At 50.8% G+C, this 17,356-nt stretch carries 17 protein-coding genes; 5 read left to right on the top strand and 12 right to left on the bottom strand.

What is annotated here, in order from left to right; all coding sequences use genetic code 11:
• Window positions 1-62: 62 nt before the first annotated feature.
• Complete coding sequence (locus BUB30_RS01260) at window positions 63-800, top strand: hypothetical protein (RefSeq protein ID WP_073130166.1); 738 nt, start codon at window positions 63-65, stop codon at window positions 798-800.
• Between the two features lie 157 nt (window positions 801-957).
• Here the strand turns inward: BUB30_RS01260 and BUB30_RS01255 are convergent, their stop codons facing one another.
• The 9 genes from BUB30_RS01255 to BUB30_RS01215 all read right to left on the bottom strand — a co-directional run bounded on the left by BUB30_RS01255 (window position 958) and on the right by BUB30_RS01215 (window position 9,236).
• Window positions 958-3,048, bottom strand: a complete 2,091-nt coding sequence (locus BUB30_RS01255) for an outer membrane protein assembly factor BamB family protein (protein WP_073130164.1) — start codon at window positions 3,046-3,048, stop codon at window positions 958-960.
• Between the two features lie 174 nt (window positions 3,049-3,222).
• Window positions 3,223-4,644, bottom strand: a complete 1,422-nt coding sequence (locus tag BUB30_RS01250) for a DUF1593 domain-containing protein (RefSeq protein ID WP_073130161.1) — start codon at window positions 4,642-4,644, stop codon at window positions 3,223-3,225.
• Window positions 4,645-4,769: 125 nt separating this feature from the next.
• Window positions 4,770-6,200, bottom strand: a complete 1,431-nt coding sequence (locus BUB30_RS01245) for an MATE family efflux transporter (RefSeq protein ID WP_221408652.1) — start codon at window positions 6,198-6,200, stop codon at window positions 4,770-4,772.
• A gap of 117 nt (window positions 6,201-6,317) precedes the next feature.
• Window positions 6,318-6,896: a YdeI/OmpD-associated family protein gene (locus tag BUB30_RS01240; protein ID WP_073134631.1), complete on the bottom strand. Its 579-nt coding sequence runs from the start codon at window positions 6,894-6,896 to the stop codon at window positions 6,318-6,320.
• Window positions 6,897-6,938: 42 nt separating this feature from the next.
• Entirely contained in the window at window positions 6,939-7,505 is a 567-nt protein-coding gene (locus tag BUB30_RS01235; protein WP_073130157.1) for a DUF4256 domain-containing protein, read from the bottom strand.
• Window positions 7,506-7,603: 98 nt separating this feature from the next.
• Window positions 7,604-7,990 carry a VOC family protein gene (locus BUB30_RS01230; protein ID WP_073130154.1) on the bottom strand — a complete coding sequence of 129 codons (387 nt, stop codon included), beginning with the start codon at window positions 7,988-7,990 and terminating at the stop codon, window positions 7,604-7,606.
• A 27-nt stretch (window positions 7,991-8,017) separates the two neighbouring features.
• Window positions 8,018-8,398: a DoxX family protein gene (locus BUB30_RS01225; RefSeq protein WP_073130151.1), complete on the bottom strand. Its 381-nt coding sequence runs from the start codon at window positions 8,396-8,398 to the stop codon at window positions 8,018-8,020.
• Between the two features lie 30 nt (window positions 8,399-8,428).
• Window positions 8,429-8,905 (bottom strand): SRPBCC family protein, encoded by a 477-nt coding sequence (locus BUB30_RS01220; protein ID WP_073130148.1) that lies wholly within the window; start codon window positions 8,903-8,905, stop codon window positions 8,429-8,431.
• Window positions 8,906-8,912: 7 nt separating this feature from the next.
• The gene (locus BUB30_RS01215) at window positions 8,913-9,236 is read right to left on the bottom strand and encodes an ArsR/SmtB family transcription factor (protein WP_073130145.1); all 324 of its coding nucleotides are present in this window, start codon (window positions 9,234-9,236) and stop codon (window positions 8,913-8,915) included.
• A gap of 275 nt (window positions 9,237-9,511) precedes the next feature.
• Here BUB30_RS01215 and BUB30_RS01210 point away from each other — a divergent pair, with 275 nt between their 5' ends.
• Together BUB30_RS01210 and BUB30_RS01205 are read left to right on the top strand one after the other, a co-directional pair.
• On the top strand, window positions 9,512-9,844 hold the full coding sequence (locus BUB30_RS01210) for a PadR family transcriptional regulator (protein ID WP_073130142.1): 333 nt from the start codon (window positions 9,512-9,514) through the stop codon (window positions 9,842-9,844).
• A 13-nt stretch (window positions 9,845-9,857) separates the two neighbouring features.
• Window positions 9,858-12,572 carry an ABC transporter permease gene (locus BUB30_RS01205; protein ID WP_084137830.1) on the top strand — a complete coding sequence of 905 codons (2,715 nt, stop codon included), beginning with the start codon at window positions 9,858-9,860 and terminating at the stop codon, window positions 12,570-12,572.
• A gap of 22 nt (window positions 12,573-12,594) precedes the next feature.
• Here the strand turns inward: BUB30_RS01205 and BUB30_RS01200 are convergent, their stop codons facing one another.
• Both BUB30_RS01200 and pdxR read right to left on the bottom strand, forming a co-directional pair.
• Window positions 12,595-13,035, bottom strand: coding sequence for a GNAT family N-acetyltransferase (locus BUB30_RS01200; protein WP_073130139.1), 441 nt, complete (start codon window positions 13,033-13,035; stop codon window positions 12,595-12,597).
• Window positions 13,036-13,113: 78 nt separating this feature from the next.
• Window positions 13,114-14,583, bottom strand: coding sequence for a MocR-like pyridoxine biosynthesis transcription factor PdxR (gene pdxR, locus BUB30_RS01195; protein WP_073130136.1), 1,470 nt, complete (start codon window positions 14,581-14,583; stop codon window positions 13,114-13,116).
• A 77-nt stretch (window positions 14,584-14,660) separates the two neighbouring features.
• Here pdxR and BUB30_RS01190 point away from each other — a divergent pair, with 77 nt between their 5' ends.
• Both BUB30_RS01190 and BUB30_RS01185 read left to right on the top strand, forming a co-directional pair.
• The gene (locus tag BUB30_RS01190; protein ID WP_073130134.1) at window positions 14,661-15,317 is read left to right on the top strand and encodes an FMN-dependent NADH-azoreductase; all 657 of its coding nucleotides are present in this window, start codon (window positions 14,661-14,663) and stop codon (window positions 15,315-15,317) included.
• A complete protein-coding gene (locus BUB30_RS01185) occupies window positions 15,314-16,234 on the top strand; it encodes an EamA family transporter (RefSeq protein WP_073130131.1) in 921 nt (306 codons plus the stop codon). Before BUB30_RS01190 ends, BUB30_RS01185 begins: the two co-directional genes overlap by 4 nt.
• Window positions 16,235-16,380: 146 nt before the next feature.
• On the opposite strand, the gene BUB30_RS01180 is transcribed toward BUB30_RS01185, so the two are convergent.
• The gene (locus BUB30_RS01180; protein WP_221408651.1) at window positions 16,381-17,226 is read right to left on the bottom strand and encodes an alpha/beta fold hydrolase; all 846 of its coding nucleotides are present in this window, start codon (window positions 17,224-17,226) and stop codon (window positions 16,381-16,383) included.
• Between the last annotated feature and the right edge of the window lie 130 nt (window positions 17,227-17,356).

Raw genomic sequence — 17,356 nt, 5'->3', positions numbered from 1 at the left:
TCCATTTCAATCTTCTCCCTTCCGTAATAATACGCCTTAGCGATAAACCAAAAAATAGCTATATGGAAGAAAACTCTGACCTTGAGCCAAATCCTGAGCAAACGCCGACGCCTACGCATGATGAAAGCGTGAAAAAAGAACAAGAAAAAGAATTGAAAAATTCCTTCATCAAGTGGAATGGTGAGATAAACTTCGGAAATGCATTGACGATCGTAACAATTTCTATTGCTGCAATAGCACTCTTCTATCAGAAAAAACTTGTAGACGCAAAAGTTGATGATTTGCAGATAGTTGTGAAAAATCTCGAAGATGAAAAACAAATCCGAGAGCTTCAAGATCTAAAACTTGAGGAAAAAAACCTTAACTCGTTCTCATCAAACCTCAGTTACACAACAAACCAGTTACGCGCATCTGATAAGCTCTACACATATGAATTTATCATGGTTCTATCAGAATTAAATAAACTCCTAAGCTTATCCCTCAAGCAAAAGGGAATATCAAATCTCGAAAAAGATAAGTTAAAAAAAATGATTAATCGCAATGCACTAAAAATTGAAATCTTTTCACATGGCGAAATTTATCAGAACAAAATAATTGAATTTGAAAAAAAATATAAGCCTTCTAAAGACAAATACAAAACAATTGATGACTATATCGTAGCGGAGAAAATTTACTCCGATACATTACAAAAGCACATTGAGATTTTACAACAGATACTCGATTCACTTCTTGCCGAGCCATCAAAAAAAATAAACCAATTGGGACTCGATTATTTAGAATATTCAAAAGAAAATAACTAGCAGCCAAAATACTTGGAATAGTTAGAATCGGATTGTCGATTAAAGTCCTGATTTTTTCTCAACTTTTGATCCCCTCCCATTAGTGACTCCCATGTATTCCAGGTAACGGGGTTCAGCCGTTAGTGTTTCTATTGTTCTTCTTCCAATTCTAAATGCTCTACGGGATCGCAAAAGCAAAATACCCTCCCTTGAAATTATTTTGCTGCTCGCCATTCACCGACACCACCACATACTGCTTGTTGCCAACGGCATAGGTAGACGGGATCGAGCTGGCCATGCCGGGCAACTGGTATTCCCATAGCACTTTGCCGGTCCGCTGATCAAACGCGCGAAGCATGTTGTCGTCTGTGGCGCCGATGAAGATCAGCCCGCCGGCGGTGGCAATGCCTCCCCCACGGTTGAACGTGCCGGAATTGGGGATGCCCATCTTTTTGAATCGCAGGTCTTCGCCGAGCGGCACCTGCCACACAATGGCGCCCGTGTTCAGGTCGATGGCGGTCATCGTACCGAACGGAGGGGCGATGGCCGGGTGGCCTTCGGGATCAAGATAAAAGTTGTATCCGTTGAAGCCATACGGTTCATTGTTTTCCGGAATGCCGGCGGTCTCGAAGGATGCTTGTGCGACGGTGTCCCTCACATAGGCGGAGATGGCCTCGATCTGTTGTTCGGACAAAAATTTAAACGAGGGCATGGGCGGAGCACCTTTCCTGAGGATGCTGGCAATCTGCGCGCTCTTGTAATTTTTCGCACGCGAGGTCAGATCGGGACCGGCGCCTCCTTTTTTATCCGCTCCATGACAACTGCTGCAGTAGGTCCTGTACAAGATCTCAGGATTGAGCTGGTTGGCTTCGCGGATTTTTTTCAGGTCGGTTAATTTCAGGATCCAGGGAATGTCGATGGCGTTGACGAATATTCTGTTCGTTTCCGGGTTGACGGTCGCTCCACCCCAGTTCGACCCGCCGTGGGCTGTGGGGAGAATGATCGATCCCTCCATGGAGGGCGGCTCGTAGATGCCGGTCTTGTATTTGTTTTTTGCGATCTCCGCTTTGATCCACGCAGCCGAACGGCCAAAGAACTTTTCCTCGTAGCCCTGGCGCGCAAAAGGCGGATTCACCGGGATGGGTTGTGTCGGCCACGGCTTCTCTCCCGGCATGCGGCTGACGGTGTCGACCGGTACTTCATTTACCTCAAAGAGCGATTCGCCTGTTTCGCGATCGAACAAAAACAGGAACCCCATCTTCGTGACGAGCGCCACGGCGTCGATTGCTTTTCCATCGCGCTTGATCGTCACCAGGTTGGGAGGAGAACCGTTGTCGCGGTCCCAAAGGTCGTGGTGGGTGGTCTGAAAATGCCAGATGCGCTTGCCCGTTTTTGCATCGAGCGCCAGCAGGCAGTTGGCAAAAAGATTTTGACCCGGGCGATCTGCTCCGTAAAAATCAAATGAGGGCGACGCTGTCGGCACGAAGACGATGCCTCGCTTTTCGTCCAACGCCATGCCGGCCCAGCAGTTAGCGCCGCCGTTGCGCTGGCGGGCGTTGGCGCTCCAGGTGTCGGCACCAAACTCGCCGGGTTTGGGGATCACATGGAAGACCCATTCCAACTTGCCGGTGTTGATATTGAACGCCCGGATATCCCCCGGTGTCGACGGAAGTTCATCTGGCACCTTACATCCCACGATAAAGAGATCGTTATACACCACGCCCGGTGCGTTGCTGGACACGGGCACCTGCGCACGCATGGCGTCGGGCACTTCCAGACCTTCATAGAAATCGACGCGGCCATTGTTGCCAAAGTCCTTCATGACGGCACCGGTCTCCGCGTTGATGGAATACAGCGTGCCCCCGGAAATGAGAAAGATCCGGTCAGGACTCCCGGCATGGTAGGTCATTCCCTTCGACCAGTTCGAGATGTCCGACGAGTCTGGAGCAAATTCCCACAACCGTTTTCCGGTAGCGGCATCCATGGCCACCAGTTTGTTGGACGGCATCAGACCGATGACGCGGTTGTCCATCATCACAGGGTTGAAATAGACCCCGCCCCCTTCGGTGCTGTCTTCAAAACGCCAGGCTTCCTTCAGCTGCGCGACATTCGAGGTGTCGATCGCGGTGAGCGCAGAGAATTTGGTGTTGGAAACATCGTGACCGAATGTGGGCCATGTGGCGTCGGTGTTTTGTTTGTCGGGAGAGCAACCCCAAAGCATGGCCCATACGAGGCAGCAGAGCAGTTGTTTTATGCGGGAATTCGTCATGGATCTTATAGCCGTTCAAATTTGCCGGTGCAGAACCTTCAAGGCTGGCATCAGCAAAAATCAAAGTAACGGAGATCGGGGCAGGATGGCTACATCTAATCTTTTCAAAACCGATACTTTTCTAACATCACGTTTTTGGTTGCATCGCCGTCTTCGAGTGGCGCTCATCCCAAATCAAGGCACCACCGTAACGATCACCCGTTTATACCGCGTCAGCGCAGGAGAACCTTTATCGGAAACCTTGAGGATGAAGTGAATCGTTTCGGGCTTGCTCACCACGGGGGCGGTCACGGGGAGTCGATATAAATTGGGGGCATAAGGTCTGAAGCTCACGGTACCCCTGTACGTTCCCGCTTCCGGATAGCAGAACCAGAGATAGCTCATGGAGTCACCATCCGGATCTTTCGAGCCTTTTGCGGAAAGGTAAAATTGCGCCCCTGATTTCACGGTGACTTTATCGCCGTGTTCGAGCTTGACTATGGGCGGATGATTGCATGCACTCCCTTCTTTGAACGTCCAGCACATCCTCGCGGCAAAATCGTTTTGATATTCATCCCGCCATCGCCAGATCGTTTCGCGGTTGCCGAAATGAACTTTCTGATCGATCTGAGAAAGCACAGAGTCGGAGGCGTTTGTCCAGATGGGACGGGTTTCGGGCTCATCCTTTGGCCAGTTGGCCCGTTTGAATGGGCCCGTGTTCGAGTCGACAAATGCGGGAAGATAATACTCGTAGCGTCCCCCCCAGCCTCCGAAATCCGGGTGCTCGGGATCGCTCAAACCATTGTCGATCAGGTTGAGAAATGCAGGCGTGTCGCCCTCCATGCCATAGGCCACATCGGGGTAGGCGGCGCCCAGCGGGCCATGGCCTTGTTGAATATTTGCGGCCAGCCACTTCGGGGAGGTGACTTCCGCGTTACTTCCCGGCGAAGGAAAGGCCATCCCAAGCCAAGTGGCATGGGTGTAATTGTATCCGGGTGTGACGACATAAAAAATATCGGGGAAATTCTTCCGGATCCACGGCCCGCTGTCGTCCTGATCCGAGATGGTATAGACACGGACTTTTTTGAAGATCCGCGAGGCCTCCGGGGACTTTTTCTCCGCTTTGATTTTCCAGAGCGCCTGCGCGAGCGTGTTGGGGCCGCCCCAAACCGAGAACCAAACGGGGTCGTTGTCTGGCCGCTCAAGCACTTTTACGATCCAGTCCGATCCGGGCGAATCCTTACCTTGCCCAACGCCCGCCATACCGTACACCGGCAGCCCGCTTTTTATCTTCGCGATCAGCGCCTCGTATGGCGGAAAGCCTGCCTCATGTTTTGTGAGATTGGGCTGCACTTGTTTGTAGACCTCCAGAACGGCTCCTATGGATTCGGGAGCGACGTATGTTTTTTGGTGGATGGACGTCGTGGCGATCAAGCCTTCAACATTCCATTGATTGGAATACAGGAGAAACCGGATCAGCGACTGCGTGTCATCGGGATCGGCTTCGATGTCGGTCAACACGATGACGTTGGCTTTCTTTTGGGGTTGCTGGCACCACGCGGTGTCAACCAAAAATAGCACAGACAGGCTCAGCAGCAGCGTAGTTTGCTTTCTCATAACACAGGGGCTTGATCCCAAAATAAGCAATTTGGGGCAGACTATCCGCGCCTTCCTGTGGGGGTCTTCGCTACGCGCTCAGAAGCCTGAAGCGATTTAATTCCTTCGATCGCGGTCTCTGATCTTCAAACCTTAACCGTCTTCCATTTTCCCTTGGAAAAAAGCCACAGCGTGAAGAGTCCAACCGAAGTCTCCGAAACGAACACGCCCCAGAACACGCCCGAATGTGCCCAATGAAGTTTGACGGCCAACAGGTAGCACAATGGGATCTGGATGAGCCAGAAGAACACGATGTTGATCTTGGTGGGTGTTTTCGTATCGCCCGCGCCGTTAAAGGCCTGCACGGAAACCATCCACCAGCCATAGACAAAATAAGAATAGGAAAGAATCCGCAGCCATTCCGCCCCGATGCTGATCACCTTGGGGTCGTCGGAGAAGATCTTCACCAATGGTTCGTTGTAAAAAAAGTAAACCGCCGACACGCACACCAGGAACACCATGTTATACCCGCCGATCTTCCAAACGGAAGACTCGGCTCGGTCGGCATGGCCGGCGCCCAGGTTCTGGCCCACGAGCGTTGCTGCCGCGTTGGACAAACCCCATGCGGGCATCAGCGTAAACATCATGATGCGCAGAGCGATCGTCGAACCCGCAACGGCCTCGCTACCGACATCCGAAAGGATCCGCATCAGGAAGATCCACGAGGTCATGCTGACGATCATCTGCCCTACGCCACCCAATGAAGTTTTTACAATGCCCAGCGCTACTTTCGCATCCCAGTAGACTTGTGAAAGTTTAACCTGGATATGTTTACCGCTACGAAAGAGCGCCCATAGCTGGATGATCACGCCCGTTCCACGACCAATGCTGGTGGCGATCGCTGCTCCTTGTATGCCCAGGGCAGGGAAAGGTCCAAGCCCGTTGATCAGGACGGGGACCAGGATAATATTGATACCGTTGGCAATCCAAAGCACGCGCATGGCAATCGCCGCATCTCCGCCACCGCGAAAGATGGCGTTGATCACAAACAACAACACGATGATGGCGTTGCCTCCCAGCATCCATTGCGTGTAGCGATACCCCTCTTCAATCGCCCATGCATCGCCTCCCATGAGTTTCAACAGATCTTTGGCAAAGAAAAGGCCCGCGATCGAAAAGGGCACCGAGCACAACACCGCCAGAAAGATGGATTGAACGGCAGACTTTCCCGCTTCCTCTTTATTCTTCTCTCCTATTCTCCGCGCAACGATGGCGGTAACGGCCATGGCCAGCCCCATGGCAATGGAATACAACAAGAACAAATAGGTCTCCGTGAGTCCTACAGTGGCAACGGCCGAAGCCCCCAGCTTGCCAACAAAATAGATATCCACCACAGCGAACGTAGATTCCATGACGAGTTCCAGGATCATGGGAACCGCCAGCAAGAGGATGGCTCGTTTAAGGGGAATGGCCGTATAGTCCGCCTCCGATCCCGCGACCGCATCTTTTAGTGCTGCCCAGAAAGACTGGGCGGGCGGCGGTGGCAATTCTGCGCTGATGTCCTTTTGCATTTCCATGGTGGCTCGAAATTAAGTCTACGATCTTTTATACAAACTTAGCCTCAAAAACCGAGTCGACGATGGGACGAATGCGACATTATGTGGGGGGATTGCGTCCGGGGATCTCTGATGGCACTAATCTTCTAATCCCTTACCCTTGAGAATTTGCGGCATATACTTTTCAATCCTTGCCTCCCGGGTTTTCGCTTGCTTGGCCGACGAAAAATAAAGCAGGTATCCTCTTTGCCGGCCGGGCGTGAGGGCATTGAATGCTTTCTTCAAGGCAGGGGTCTCATCCAAAACGTTTTTAAATTCTTCCGGCATTTTAAATTCCGAAGTCTTTTTTAAGGGCGCTTTCACACCGGCTTTTTCCAATTTAATGGCTTCCTTAATATAGGATTTCAAAGTAGACTCCAGGTGCACGATCTCTTCGAGATCGGTGAACCGGATCTGGCGCGCCACCTGCACGTTTTCTGTTTGTTGGATCAGAATGCCTTTGGCATCTTTTAACAACGCGCCCTTCATAAACAGCAGGGCACAGTATTCTTTAAATCCATGGATCAAAACGATATTGTTACCCTCGAGCGTGTAACAAGGGCAACCCCATTTCAATTCTTCGGTGAGCCCGCAGTCGAGCACAATGGTTCTTAGTCTATCAAATTCTTCCTGCCACTTTTTGGCTTTGTTAAAAAACCAGTCAACTTTAGGATTCATGTTTCCTTTTGCCATAGGATCGTGTTGTTTGTAGTGAAAAATTTAAACTCTTAACGCACCACGGAACCCCCGGGCGGCATAATAAGATTCGGCGCCGTTGTGATACAGGAATACCGTGTCGTAGCGGCGATCACAAAAAACAGCACCGCCGAGTTTTCTGATATCGGCAGGTGTCTTTATCCAGCTCGATGTTTTCGTATCGAAATCGCCAAGTTTCTGCAGATCGCGATACTGCTCTTCCGTTAAGATCTCGATGCCCAACTCGGCCGCCATCTGAATCGCGCTGTTGCCCGGTTTATGTTCTTTCCTGGACTCCAGGGCTTCGTGATCGTAACAAACACTTCTACGGCCTTTGGGACTTTCCGCTGCGCAATCATAAAAAATATACTCGCCCGTCTTTTTATCCTGGCCAACAACATCCGGTTCGCCGCCGGTTGTTTCCATTTCGTTGAGTGACCAAAGTTTTTCAGCATTCCCGTCCAGTTTTGCTTCTACCTTGGCCCACTCAAGACCCTTATGACGTTTCATGTTTTTTTCAAAACGCTCTCTCAAGGCCAAGAGTAGTTCTTCGCGTTCCTCGGATGACAACTTCTTTTTAGGGCTCTTCATTGGTTTATACTTTTAATATTATTGAACACGTACGCCAAGTTTTACTGTTGCTTTTGGTTTCACTTAAATATACACCAATCTTGGAAATCACTCCAGCGTCACCAGGATTTCGGTTGCATCGCGATCCATTGGTTGCCATCCGGGTCGTTAAAAGTAAGCCACTTGACCCCTGATCCGGGACCGTACAGATCATCATTGATCCCGCCCGCCAGCGTAACGCCTTTTTCCGTGAGTTGTTTGTGGGTCGCTTGAATATCCGGAGTGGAGAGATACAGCTTCATCGTCCCGGGCTTCATGTTTTCGTGAGCCGTGGTCAGGGTGATCGTCATTCCGCCACCTAAGTCGAGCGATACCCACCAATAGTTATCATTCTGGCGGTGGTCCGAAGTGATCTTGAATCCAAGTTTATCCGCATAAAAATCCCTGGCGGCGACCATGTCCTTTACCGCTACGCTGAACATGACAAGTTTATCAAATGTATGCATACCTTATATTTTTAAATTGTTTACGAATTAACTGAGGGCAACTTTTCTATCGGCAGGTCTGAAATACCACGACACCACCGTCAGGACGATCAGGAGCATCGGTCCAAAAAACTCCTTGCCCGCGCTTCCACTGGCGATGTGCGAAAAAACAGCGCCCGACATGGCAAAAAAGAATCCCGCATAGGCCCATTCTTTCACGACGGGAAATTTAGGGATCAGCACGGCCACCACACCCAACATTTTCCAGGTGCCCAGCAGGGTGAGAAAATAGACGGGATACCCCAGCGACTGGGTGACCTTCTCTACTTCTTCTTTTGATTTTAACAATTGTACAATTCCGGTAGCTATCATTCCCAACGAGAGCCAGAGTGTAGCAACCCAATAGATGATCTTATCTCTTTTTGACATAGTGTGTTATTTTTATGTGTTGACGATTTCTTATTTGTTGACGATTTTCAATTTGTTCAGGATGTCCTGGATCCGGTTGTGGGCCATGTTGATGCCTTGCGTGAAGGGCAACTTCAGCACCTGGTCTCTTTGCGCGACCGATTCATAGATGACGTGCATCTGGAGTCTGCAGGTGTCGTCGGTGAGGGCTTGAAACTCCAGGACCTCCAGTTGGACACCAAACGGCGTGTTCTCCATCTCGAACGTCCGCGTGATCTTTTGATTGGGAACAAAAGCATGAATGGTTCCATTGAATAAGTGTTTGTTTCCCTTCGGATCGGTCGTTTCAAATTGATAGCCACCGTGCTTTTTGTTTTCCAGTTTCAGCACCTTTGTTCCCATCCATTGCTCGACGATTTCGGGTTCGACATAGGCTCTGAAAAGCAATTCAAGGGGCAGCTCAAACTCCCGGGTGATCACCAACTCCTGTTTGCCGTCTTCGGCATGGACTTTTGTCTTTGTCTCCATGGTGTTTTTATTTGTTTGGTTTATACTTCTTCATGATGGCTTCCAATTTGTTAAATCGCTCGTCCCACATTTTGCGGAAGGGTTCGATGAACTCGGCTACTTCTTTCATTTTTTTTGCATTGATGAGGTAATAAATTTCCCGGCCGCTTTGCTCCTGTTCGAGCAGTTCGCATTCGGTAAGGATCTGTATGTGTTTTGAAATGGTTTGCCGCGACGATTTGAAATTGTCGGCAATCGCTCCAGGCGTTAAGGCCTGTACCGCAAGCAGTGTGAGAATGGCCCTCCGGGTGGGGTCTGCAATGGCTTGGAATACGTCTCTTCTCGATTTCATTGTGCAGTTATTTGACTGCAAATATATGTGCAGTTACTTGACTGCACAATACTTTTGTGATTTTTTTTATTCAAGCGCCAAATATCAAGGCAAGCTTTCCTTACCCGATGGCTTGAATTCCGGTGAGTATTCCAAAACACAACCTGATTAATTTGTTGATGTTCAGCTTGTTATAATCCATTCCATCAAAAATGCAGCACACCGTCCAGACCCCCATGCAACCTGTTGACCCGCTTCAGCGTCTAATGCATAAATCACTTATGTATTGATCTCATATGCATTCACCTGAACTGTTAAAAGGCACGCTTCAAACCATCGTACTGAAAGTCCTCAAGGACCATGGCAAGATGTATGGTTATGAAATCACCCAGCGGGTGAAGGAACTCTCCGACGGGCACATCCTCCTCACCGAAGGCGCCCTCTACCCTGCCCTTCACAAACTGGAAGCGGAAGGCTTGCTCAGCACCGAGACCGTCAGCATCGGGAAGCGGATCCGAAAATATTATGCGCTGACCTCCCCCGGCAAAGTCCAGGCAAAAGAGCGCGTCGCAGAATTTGTGGACTTTATTCAAACGATGGGCAGCGTGCTGCAAGTAAAGCTGAATTGACACCCCTCACCGTATGGCTGAGTTGACAAAAGACCATATCGATTATATCATCAAGGATCTCCACTACCGGGGCATCGTGCTGGAAGGTTTTGAGGACGAGATCATCGATCACATCTGTGCCGGCGTGGAAGAGCAGATGGCTTCGGGAAAAAAGTTCGTCGAAGCCTACGAAGCCACGGTGGGGTCTTTCGGCAACACCGATGGGCTACTGGAAACACAAAAAAAAGTCATTCAAATACGAACAAAAACATCGACTATGTTCAAGAGCTACTTCCTCCTCGCCTTGCGCAATCACATCCGGAACAAGTTCTACACCACCATTAACGTGGCAGGACTTGCCGTCGGCATTGCGTCGTGTATCGTCATCATGCTTTTTGTCAAGCACGAACTTAGCTATGACAACTTTAACGAAAAGGCCGATCGCATCTATCGCGTCAATACCGCGTTGCGTTTTGGTGCGGTGCAGAAGCGGCTTGCTTTGGGAGCGGCACAGCTGAACGACCTTTTCCACCAGAACTATCCGGAGATCGAATCCACTGCCAGGCTGTGGGATTGGGGACCGCGCACCGTTCGCCGTCCGGATCGCGACGACCACGTCCAGGAAAAGATCGCGTGGGCCGACAGCACCTTGTTCACGTTCTTCACCCTTCCCCTGCTGGAAGGCGACGCCCGGACTGCGCTCAAAGAACCAAACACCGTCGCCATCAGCCGTACGATGGCGGCGAAATATTTCCCCGAGGGGAATGCGGTGGGCAAGTCCCTGCTCATCGACGACAATGTGAACCATCGCGTCACCGCGGTCTTTGAAGACCTTCCCGAAAACAGTCACTTTCACTTCGACATGTTCCGGTCTTTGGTCGAGCTGCCCGAAGCCAAGAACATGAGTCTCATCGGCGGGGGTTGGATGAATCTCTACCTCCTGCTGCGTGAGGGCGCCGATCCGCACCAGCTCGAAGCCAAGTTTCCCACCTTCATCGAGAAGTATGTAGGGCCACAGTTGGCCGATGCCCTTCAGGGAGATTTCACCATGGACAAATTCAAGTCGCAGGGAAACTCGTGGTCCTACTGGCTCACGCCCCTCCGCGACATTCACCTTCACTCCGACCTGGAAGGCGATCTGGAGGCGAACGGGAACATCACGTATGTTTATCTCTTTTCGGCCATTGCCGCCTTCATCCTCATCGTGGCCTGCATCAATTTCATGAACCTCTCCACCGCGCGTTCGGCCAACCGCGCGCGTGAAGTGGGCATCCGCAAAGTGATGGGATCGCTGCGGACGCACCTGGTGCGTCAGTTCCTTACCGAGTCGTTTGTTCTCACCTTCATTTCCTTTGTGCTGGCCCTGGCCATCGTCTGGCTGTCGCTGCCGGTGTTCAATGACCTTGCGCTCAAAAAACTTTCCGTGCCCTTTGATCAACCGTCGTTCTACCTGGCGTTGGTTGCTGCGATCGTGATCGTCGGTTTTCTGGCCGGTTTGTATCCTTCGTTCTTTCTCTCGTCGTTCAAACCAGTCAACGTGCTGAAAGGAAAACTGGCGCTCGGCACCAAAAGCGGCATCGTGCGAAGCAGCCTGGTGGTGTTTCAATTTGTCATCTCCATATTCCTCATCGTGGGCACCATTGCCATCCAAAAGCAACTGCATTACGTGCAGCATAAAAAGATCGGGTTTCAAAAAGACCAGGTCATCATCGTGCACCGTGCCAGCTTCCTGAAGAATCACATCCAGGCCTTTAAGGACGAGCTTCTTCAGAATACGTCGATCACGGCGGGCACCATCACCGGCTACTTGCCCGTGACCGGCACATGGCGCAACAACAATACCTACTGGCCCGAGGGCAAAGTTCCCACCGGCGACGACGTTGAAGATATGGTGTCGATGGAGAGTTGGAACGTAGACTACGACTATGTGACTACCTTGGGCATGAACATAAAGATCGGCAGGAATTTTTCACGCGAGTTTTTATCCGATTCAACCGAAAGCGTTGTGCTGAACGAATCGGCCGTCGAAAAATTCGAGATGGGTCCGAACCCCCTGGGCAAGAAGATCAGTTCCTTTACTGCCAACCGGCCCGATGGATCGCCGGATCCCAACTCGATCAAGTCGCGGACCGTGGTCGGCGTGGTGGAAGATTTCCACTTTGCCAACATGCGTGAAAACATCGCGCCGCTGGCCTTGTTCCTGCAACGCTCCAACGGCTATGTAGCCTTCCGTTTCAAAAGCAAAAGCACACAGGCCGTGCTGGACAAGATCGAGACGCTTTGGAAAAAACTTGCTCCTGAAAACGCGTTTGAATATTCTTTCCTGGATGAAGACTATGGAAAAATGTATGACGCCGAAAAAAGACTCGCGAGCATCTTCGCGGTGTTTGCCGGTTTGGCCATTGTCATTGCCTGCCTGGGCTTGTTCGCGCTGGCGGCTTTCACGGCCGAACAACGCACCAAGGAAATCGGGATCCGGAAAACCCTGGGCGCGTCCGTCAACAGCATCGTGTTCCTGCTCTCGCGGGAATATGGCAAGCTGGTGCTCATCGCTTTTGTGTTGAGTACGCCGGTGGCATGGTATGGGGTGCAGTGGTGGATCCAGAGTTATTCTTACCGCGCCACCATTGGCGTGAGCGTTTATGCGCTCGCGGGAGGCATTGCCCTGGCGATTGCGCTGTTGACCATTGGCTACCAATGCATCCGCGCGGCGATGATGAATCCTGCGAAGTCGTTGCGCAGTGAGTAGTTGGGCCCGAACGGCAACGATACTATCTCCTTACACCACAAGCAAGGTGAACCGCTACGAATTTAAATCCATTCTTCAGGTACACCTTTTGTGCTGTATGGTTATTGAAATCCGTATCCAGCACCACGGCGTCTTTATTACTTGAGATGGCAATCGATTTGATATAGTCCAGCAGTTGGGAAGCCAGGCCCTTCCCTCTATGCGATTCCAGTGTGCAGAGATCGTCGATGTAAATTATATTGCCGCTGTGCAACGAGGTCATGGCGCGGTAGCCGGCAAAGGCTACAAATTTGTCGTCGTCCATAATGCCTGCGATACTGTATTTTTCATTTTGCATCATTTCCAAAATCATGGAGGACCAGTTGGCCTTCTTCAGGTGCGGTCGCAACAAAAAAGCAACTTCCCAACATTGTTGAATTTCCAATTCCGTCGTGACGATTTTAATCTGATATGCCCTATTCATACTTTTTTTAAACAAAATTAAGGTAACGACAGGGCGGCGAAATATCCCAGTTTCAAAATAAAGGGTAGTCCAGTAAACTCAGCGCACGACCTTCTTCAGGATCCCGAGCGCTTCCACCATTTTGTTTTCCTCCAGTGATGCAAAGCCCATTCTCAACGCGTTGGTAACAAACGACTCGTTCTTATAAAAACTTCCATTGGCGATATAAAGGCCTTTCCGGGAGGCGTTTTCTGACATCTTGAGCAAGTCGATCTTTTTATCAAAATTCGCCCACACCGCCAGTCCTCCTTCCGGGGTTTTGAATTCTATCACCTCATTAAAATCAGATTTGAGTATCTGACAAAAAATGTTTCTGCGCTGTTTATAAATTTTTAATGACTTCCGGAAATGTCGATCCATCTCGCCATTATTAAACAGCACGGCAAATGCCTCTTCCAGTGGGGTGTCGCCTTGTTTGTCGATCAGCTGTCTTAGTGAAGCGGCAGCTTCAACAAATGCCGGGGGGCCTGTCATAAAGCCGATGCGCAACGCTGGGGCGAAAGTTTTCGAAATCGAGCCAATATAAATTACGCTTTGATGGTGATCGATACTGGCCAAAGGCAGGTAGGGCTTATTCTCGTAGTGAAAATCAAAATCATAATCGTCTTCAATAATCGCAAAATGATATTCCTTGGCGAGATTTAATAGTTTTAACCTCCGCTCCATGCTCATGGTCACCGTTGTTGGAAAGTGATGGTGCGGCACGATGTACACCGCTTTTATTTTCTTGTGTCGCAACGCCTCTTCGAGATAGTCGACATCCATTCCTTTGCCATCCACGGGAATGCGCAAAAGATTTGCACCGGCATGTCTGAACGTGTCATCCGCAAAGCCATAGTTTGAAACGCCAACGGCGACGGTATCCGAAAGGTCAAGCAGCAGTTGCGCCGCCAGGTAGATTCCCATCTGGCTGCCTTTTGTGATGACCATATTTTCGGCAGCGACCCCCAGCCCTCTGCTCGTGGAAAGGTAGTTGCCAATGGATATGCGAAGATGTTCAGAGCCCTTGGCACTGCCGTATTTCAGAAAGTTTCTCCCATAAAATTTTCTGGAGAGACTTCGATACTCGCGCATGAGCTGATCGATCGGTGCCAGCCGCACATCGGGAAACCCATCATCGATCGCGAGAGTCGTTTTCTGAAGGTTTTCACTGGGCGTCGCATTTTTAAACTTATTGGTCCATCGGAAGGCCTCCCCGGAGTTATCGCTTTTGGGTTTGCTGGTTTCCGACGGTTTGGTTTTGGAAAGTGCCGGCAGCTTGGAAATGACAAACACGCCCTTGCGCCCAAGCGATTCGGCCCAGCCCTGACTGATCAATTCTTCATAGGCCAACTTCACGGTGTTTCGGTTAATCCCAATCAAGGTTGCCAGAACACGAGAGCTCGGCAAGAGATCCGAGGGCTGTAACATACCCTTCGTGATCAATGCAATAAAGACATTGCATACCTGGATGTAGAGCGTTACAGGCGACTTTCGATCGATCTGAATCAATGATTTGTAGGGCAACATCTGGGCTGTGGTCTTTATACAAACTGGTATACAAATATAGCCCAGGCACGGGATACTTTTGTATAAACAAAATCGAAATGAAAAAAGTATTGGTCATTAACTCAAGCGCCAGAACGCGGGTTTCGCTCAGCAGAAAACTTACCGACGTATTTGTCGATCACTGGAAAAGCATCCACACCAACCCGGTGATTCGTTTCCGCGAATTGGGGAATACAGACGTGCCCCACGTCAATGAAAATTGGATTGCTGCAGCGTTCAAACCCGAAGCAGCAAGGTCTGATGATGAAATTGAAACCTTGAAAATAAGCGATGCCTATATCTCCGAACTGCGGGAAGCCGATGTCATTGTGGTGGGTTCGCCCATGTACAACTGGTCGATTCCCAGTACGCTCAAAGCCTATCTCGACCAGGTTCTCCGGGTGAATGAAACATTTAAGGTCGACCCAACCGAGGTGCAAAATCCGTATGTCGGTCTGCTGAAAAACAAAACCGTATTTCTTCTGCTTTCGAGAGGTGAACAGGGCTATGAAAAAGGAGGCTATAACGAACACCTGGACTTCCAGAGTACCTATTTAAAGACCGTGTTTGCCATTATGGGTATCCGCCACATCCACGTGATTGCCATCAGCGGAAAATCGCCCGATGCGGAGAAACTTAAACAGTCCATTGACACTGCACACCAAAGTATAAGAGATCTGGTGGAGATGGAATTGGCGGATACCCTACAGCCATGAAAAAAAATATCGTTAAAGGAAGCATTTTTGTTGCGCTGGGAGCCTCCAGTTATGGGTTGCTGGCCACCTTTGTAAAGATGGCCTACCGTGAAGGATTCACTACGGCGGAAGTAACGCTCTCGCAGTTCGGTCTTGGATTTGCCGGGCTCTGTATTTTAGTCCTGATCCGTAAACCGGAGTCGGAGCCCAGACCAAAAACAACGGGTATAAAAAGCATTGTTAAGCTCATTGCTGCGGGAACATCCCTGGGATTAACCAGCATTTTCTATTACATGGCGGTCCAATATATCCCGGTAAGTGTTGGCATTGTGTTGTTGATGCAAACGGTATGGATGGGCGTCATCCTCGAATCGATTTCGCGTAGAAAGGCACCGGGTCCCGGCAAGATCGTGTCGGTTTTCATCATCCTGGCCGGGACCATACTCGCCACCAATTTGCTTGGCCAATCCACAAGCCTCCCTTGGGCTGGATTGGGTTGGGGAATGATGGCTGCGCTCTCTTACACGGCATCTATGCACGCATCGAGCAGTCTTGAACTTCATTTTCCCCCATTGAAAAGAAGTCTTTATTTGATCCTGGGCGGTTTGATCATCATTTCCATTATTTTTCACGCATCGCTCAATCAAGCGTTTTCACATGCCATATTTCTGCGCTGGGGGCTCCTGCTCTCTGTGTTTGGGACAATCCTCCCGCCGCTGCTGCTCACGCGCGGAATTCCGCTAACGGGCGTAGGGCTCGGCGCCATGATTGCCTCTGTAGAAATTCCCGTGTCCGTATTCATGGCACGCTTGCTGTTGAACGAACCGGTGAGCTATCTTCAATGGATGGGGGTTGTTCTTATTCTTTGTGCCGTCGTAGGGATGAATATCGGAAGATCAGGACCGGCACAGCCGGCATCTAAATATTTAAATATCTAAAAAACAAAGAGGCTGTCTCAAAAGGGCAGCCTCTTTTGCTGAAGCCTTCGCCGTTAAAGATTGCCGCCAAGAACGGTGCGGCCCATTTGGGCGGGTCGAACATGCTCCGATCATATCAGACCGGGTTTGTGAAGTACATATTCCCCTTACTCGTTGAAGAACGTCTTCAGTACACGGGCCATGACTTCGGGGGCGACGACGTGTCCCTGCCCGTCGAGCGTGTGTCGTTCGGTCTGGGGGATGGCAGCGGTTATCGCTTTCGCGGCGCGGTCGAAGAAGTCGGTCGGGAGGGCTGCCATCTGGGGCTCGGTGATCGGACCCTCGATGGTCACCAGGACCGACTGAGTGATGCGGGCAAGTCGGTTCGTGGGGATCTTGTAGCCATTGAGGACCATGGCGTCCTTGACGAGCGTGTGGGCGAGCGCGACGGACGAGGCCCAGAGCGGGTGCTGTTTGCCAGCCGCGATGTCCGCGTCGGGTCCGCCGGTAAGCCTCATGAACAGTTCCAGGAGCTCCTCGTCCCGGCCGGCTTTGTATGCCTCGTGGGTGTCCGCGATGTACTGGTTGAACCTCGGCCACAGGTCGTCTCCGATCACGTACGGCACATCCCACACCGCGATCTTGTCGATAGCCGAACCTGCCGCTGCTGCCTCCAGCGCGAGGGCGCCGCCAGATGAGGCGCCGTACACGTGAGCTGAGCCGCCGGCTGTCGCAATCAGCGCGTCGAGGTCTTCCACCTCCCGCGCCACGGCGTACGGCGGTGTATTGCCGCTGGCGGCCCGGCCGCGTCGTGCGTAATTGTAGACCGTGAAATGGTTGGCAAGGAGCCGGGCCAGCGGCGCGTTCTCAGTGCCGTCGTCTAGGGTGCCGCCGACGAGGATCACCGCCGGGCCAGTGCCTTTCCGGTCGTAGGCGATCCTCGTACCGTCGGCGGACGTCACACGAAGTGTCATCTCGTTCACTGCTTTCGAGGGTGGAATGTTCTCTTTCATAGCATCAAATTTAGATCGTTTGTGAATTTAATAAGTTAATGGCAGGGCCATAAAAAAGAAGAGAACCGTAGTTCCCTTCTTGATGCAAGGCTTTATCTTGCTTTTGTGCTAACTAAAACAAAAGTAGTTT

This window comes from Chryseolinea serpens, assembly GCF_900129725.1.
Classification (GTDB): Bacteria; Bacteroidota; Bacteroidia; order Cytophagales; family Cyclobacteriaceae; genus Chryseolinea; species Chryseolinea serpens.
The sequence above is the reverse complement of the archived record's forward strand: the minus strand, read 5'-3'. Positions and strand labels throughout refer to the sequence as shown.

What these genes read in the sequence shown, in the direction of transcription:
- BUB30_RS01190 (WP_073130134.1), top strand. Translation starts at nt 14,661, where the DNA reads ATGAAAAAAGTATTGGTCATTAACTCAAGCGCCAGAACGCGGGTTTCG.
- BUB30_RS01215 (WP_073130145.1), bottom strand. Translation starts at nt 9,236, where the DNA reads ATGAAATCGAGAAGAGACGTATTCCAAGCCATTGCAGACCCCACCCGG.
- BUB30_RS01250 (WP_073130161.1), bottom strand. Translation starts at nt 4,644, where the DNA reads ATGAGAAAGCAAACTACGCTGCTGCTGAGCCTGTCTGTGCTATTTTTG.
- BUB30_RS01200 (WP_073130139.1), bottom strand. Translation starts at nt 13,035, where the DNA reads ATGAATAGGGCATATCAGATTAAAATCGTCACGACGGAATTGGAAATT.
- BUB30_RS01225 (WP_073130151.1), bottom strand. Translation starts at nt 8,398, where the DNA reads ATGTCAAAAAGAGATAAGATCATCTATTGGGTTGCTACACTCTGGCTC.
- BUB30_RS01240 (WP_073134631.1), bottom strand. Translation starts at nt 6,896, where the DNA reads ATGAATCCTAAAGTTGACTGGTTTTTTAACAAAGCCAAAAAGTGGCAG.
- BUB30_RS01245 (WP_221408652.1), bottom strand. Translation starts at nt 6,200, where the DNA reads ATGGAAATGCAAAAGGACATCAGCGCAGAATTGCCACCGCCGCCCGCC.
- pdxR (WP_073130136.1), bottom strand. Translation starts at nt 14,583, where the DNA reads ATGTTGCCCTACAAATCATTGATTCAGATCGATCGAAAGTCGCCTGTA.
- BUB30_RS01230 (WP_073130154.1), bottom strand. Translation starts at nt 7,990, where the DNA reads ATGCATACATTTGATAAACTTGTCATGTTCAGCGTAGCGGTAAAGGAC.
- BUB30_RS01255 (WP_073130164.1), bottom strand. Translation starts at nt 3,048, where the DNA reads ATGACGAATTCCCGCATAAAACAACTGCTCTGCTGCCTCGTATGGGCC.
- BUB30_RS01210 (WP_073130142.1), top strand. Translation starts at nt 9,512, where the DNA reads ATGCATTCACCTGAACTGTTAAAAGGCACGCTTCAAACCATCGTACTG.
- BUB30_RS01180 (WP_221408651.1), bottom strand. Translation starts at nt 17,226, where the DNA reads ATGAAAGAGAACATTCCACCCTCGAAAGCAGTGAACGAGATGACACTT.
- BUB30_RS01235 (WP_073130157.1), bottom strand. Translation starts at nt 7,505, where the DNA reads ATGAAGAGCCCTAAAAAGAAGTTGTCATCCGAGGAACGCGAAGAACTA.
- BUB30_RS01205 (WP_084137830.1), top strand. Translation starts at nt 9,858, where the DNA reads ATGGCTGAGTTGACAAAAGACCATATCGATTATATCATCAAGGATCTC.
- BUB30_RS01185 (WP_073130131.1), top strand. Translation starts at nt 15,314, where the DNA reads ATGAAAAAAAATATCGTTAAAGGAAGCATTTTTGTTGCGCTGGGAGCC.
- BUB30_RS01220 (WP_073130148.1), bottom strand. Translation starts at nt 8,905, where the DNA reads ATGGAGACAAAGACAAAAGTCCATGCCGAAGACGGCAAACAGGAGTTG.
- BUB30_RS01260 (WP_073130166.1), top strand. Translation starts at nt 63, where the DNA reads ATGGAAGAAAACTCTGACCTTGAGCCAAATCCTGAGCAAACGCCGACG.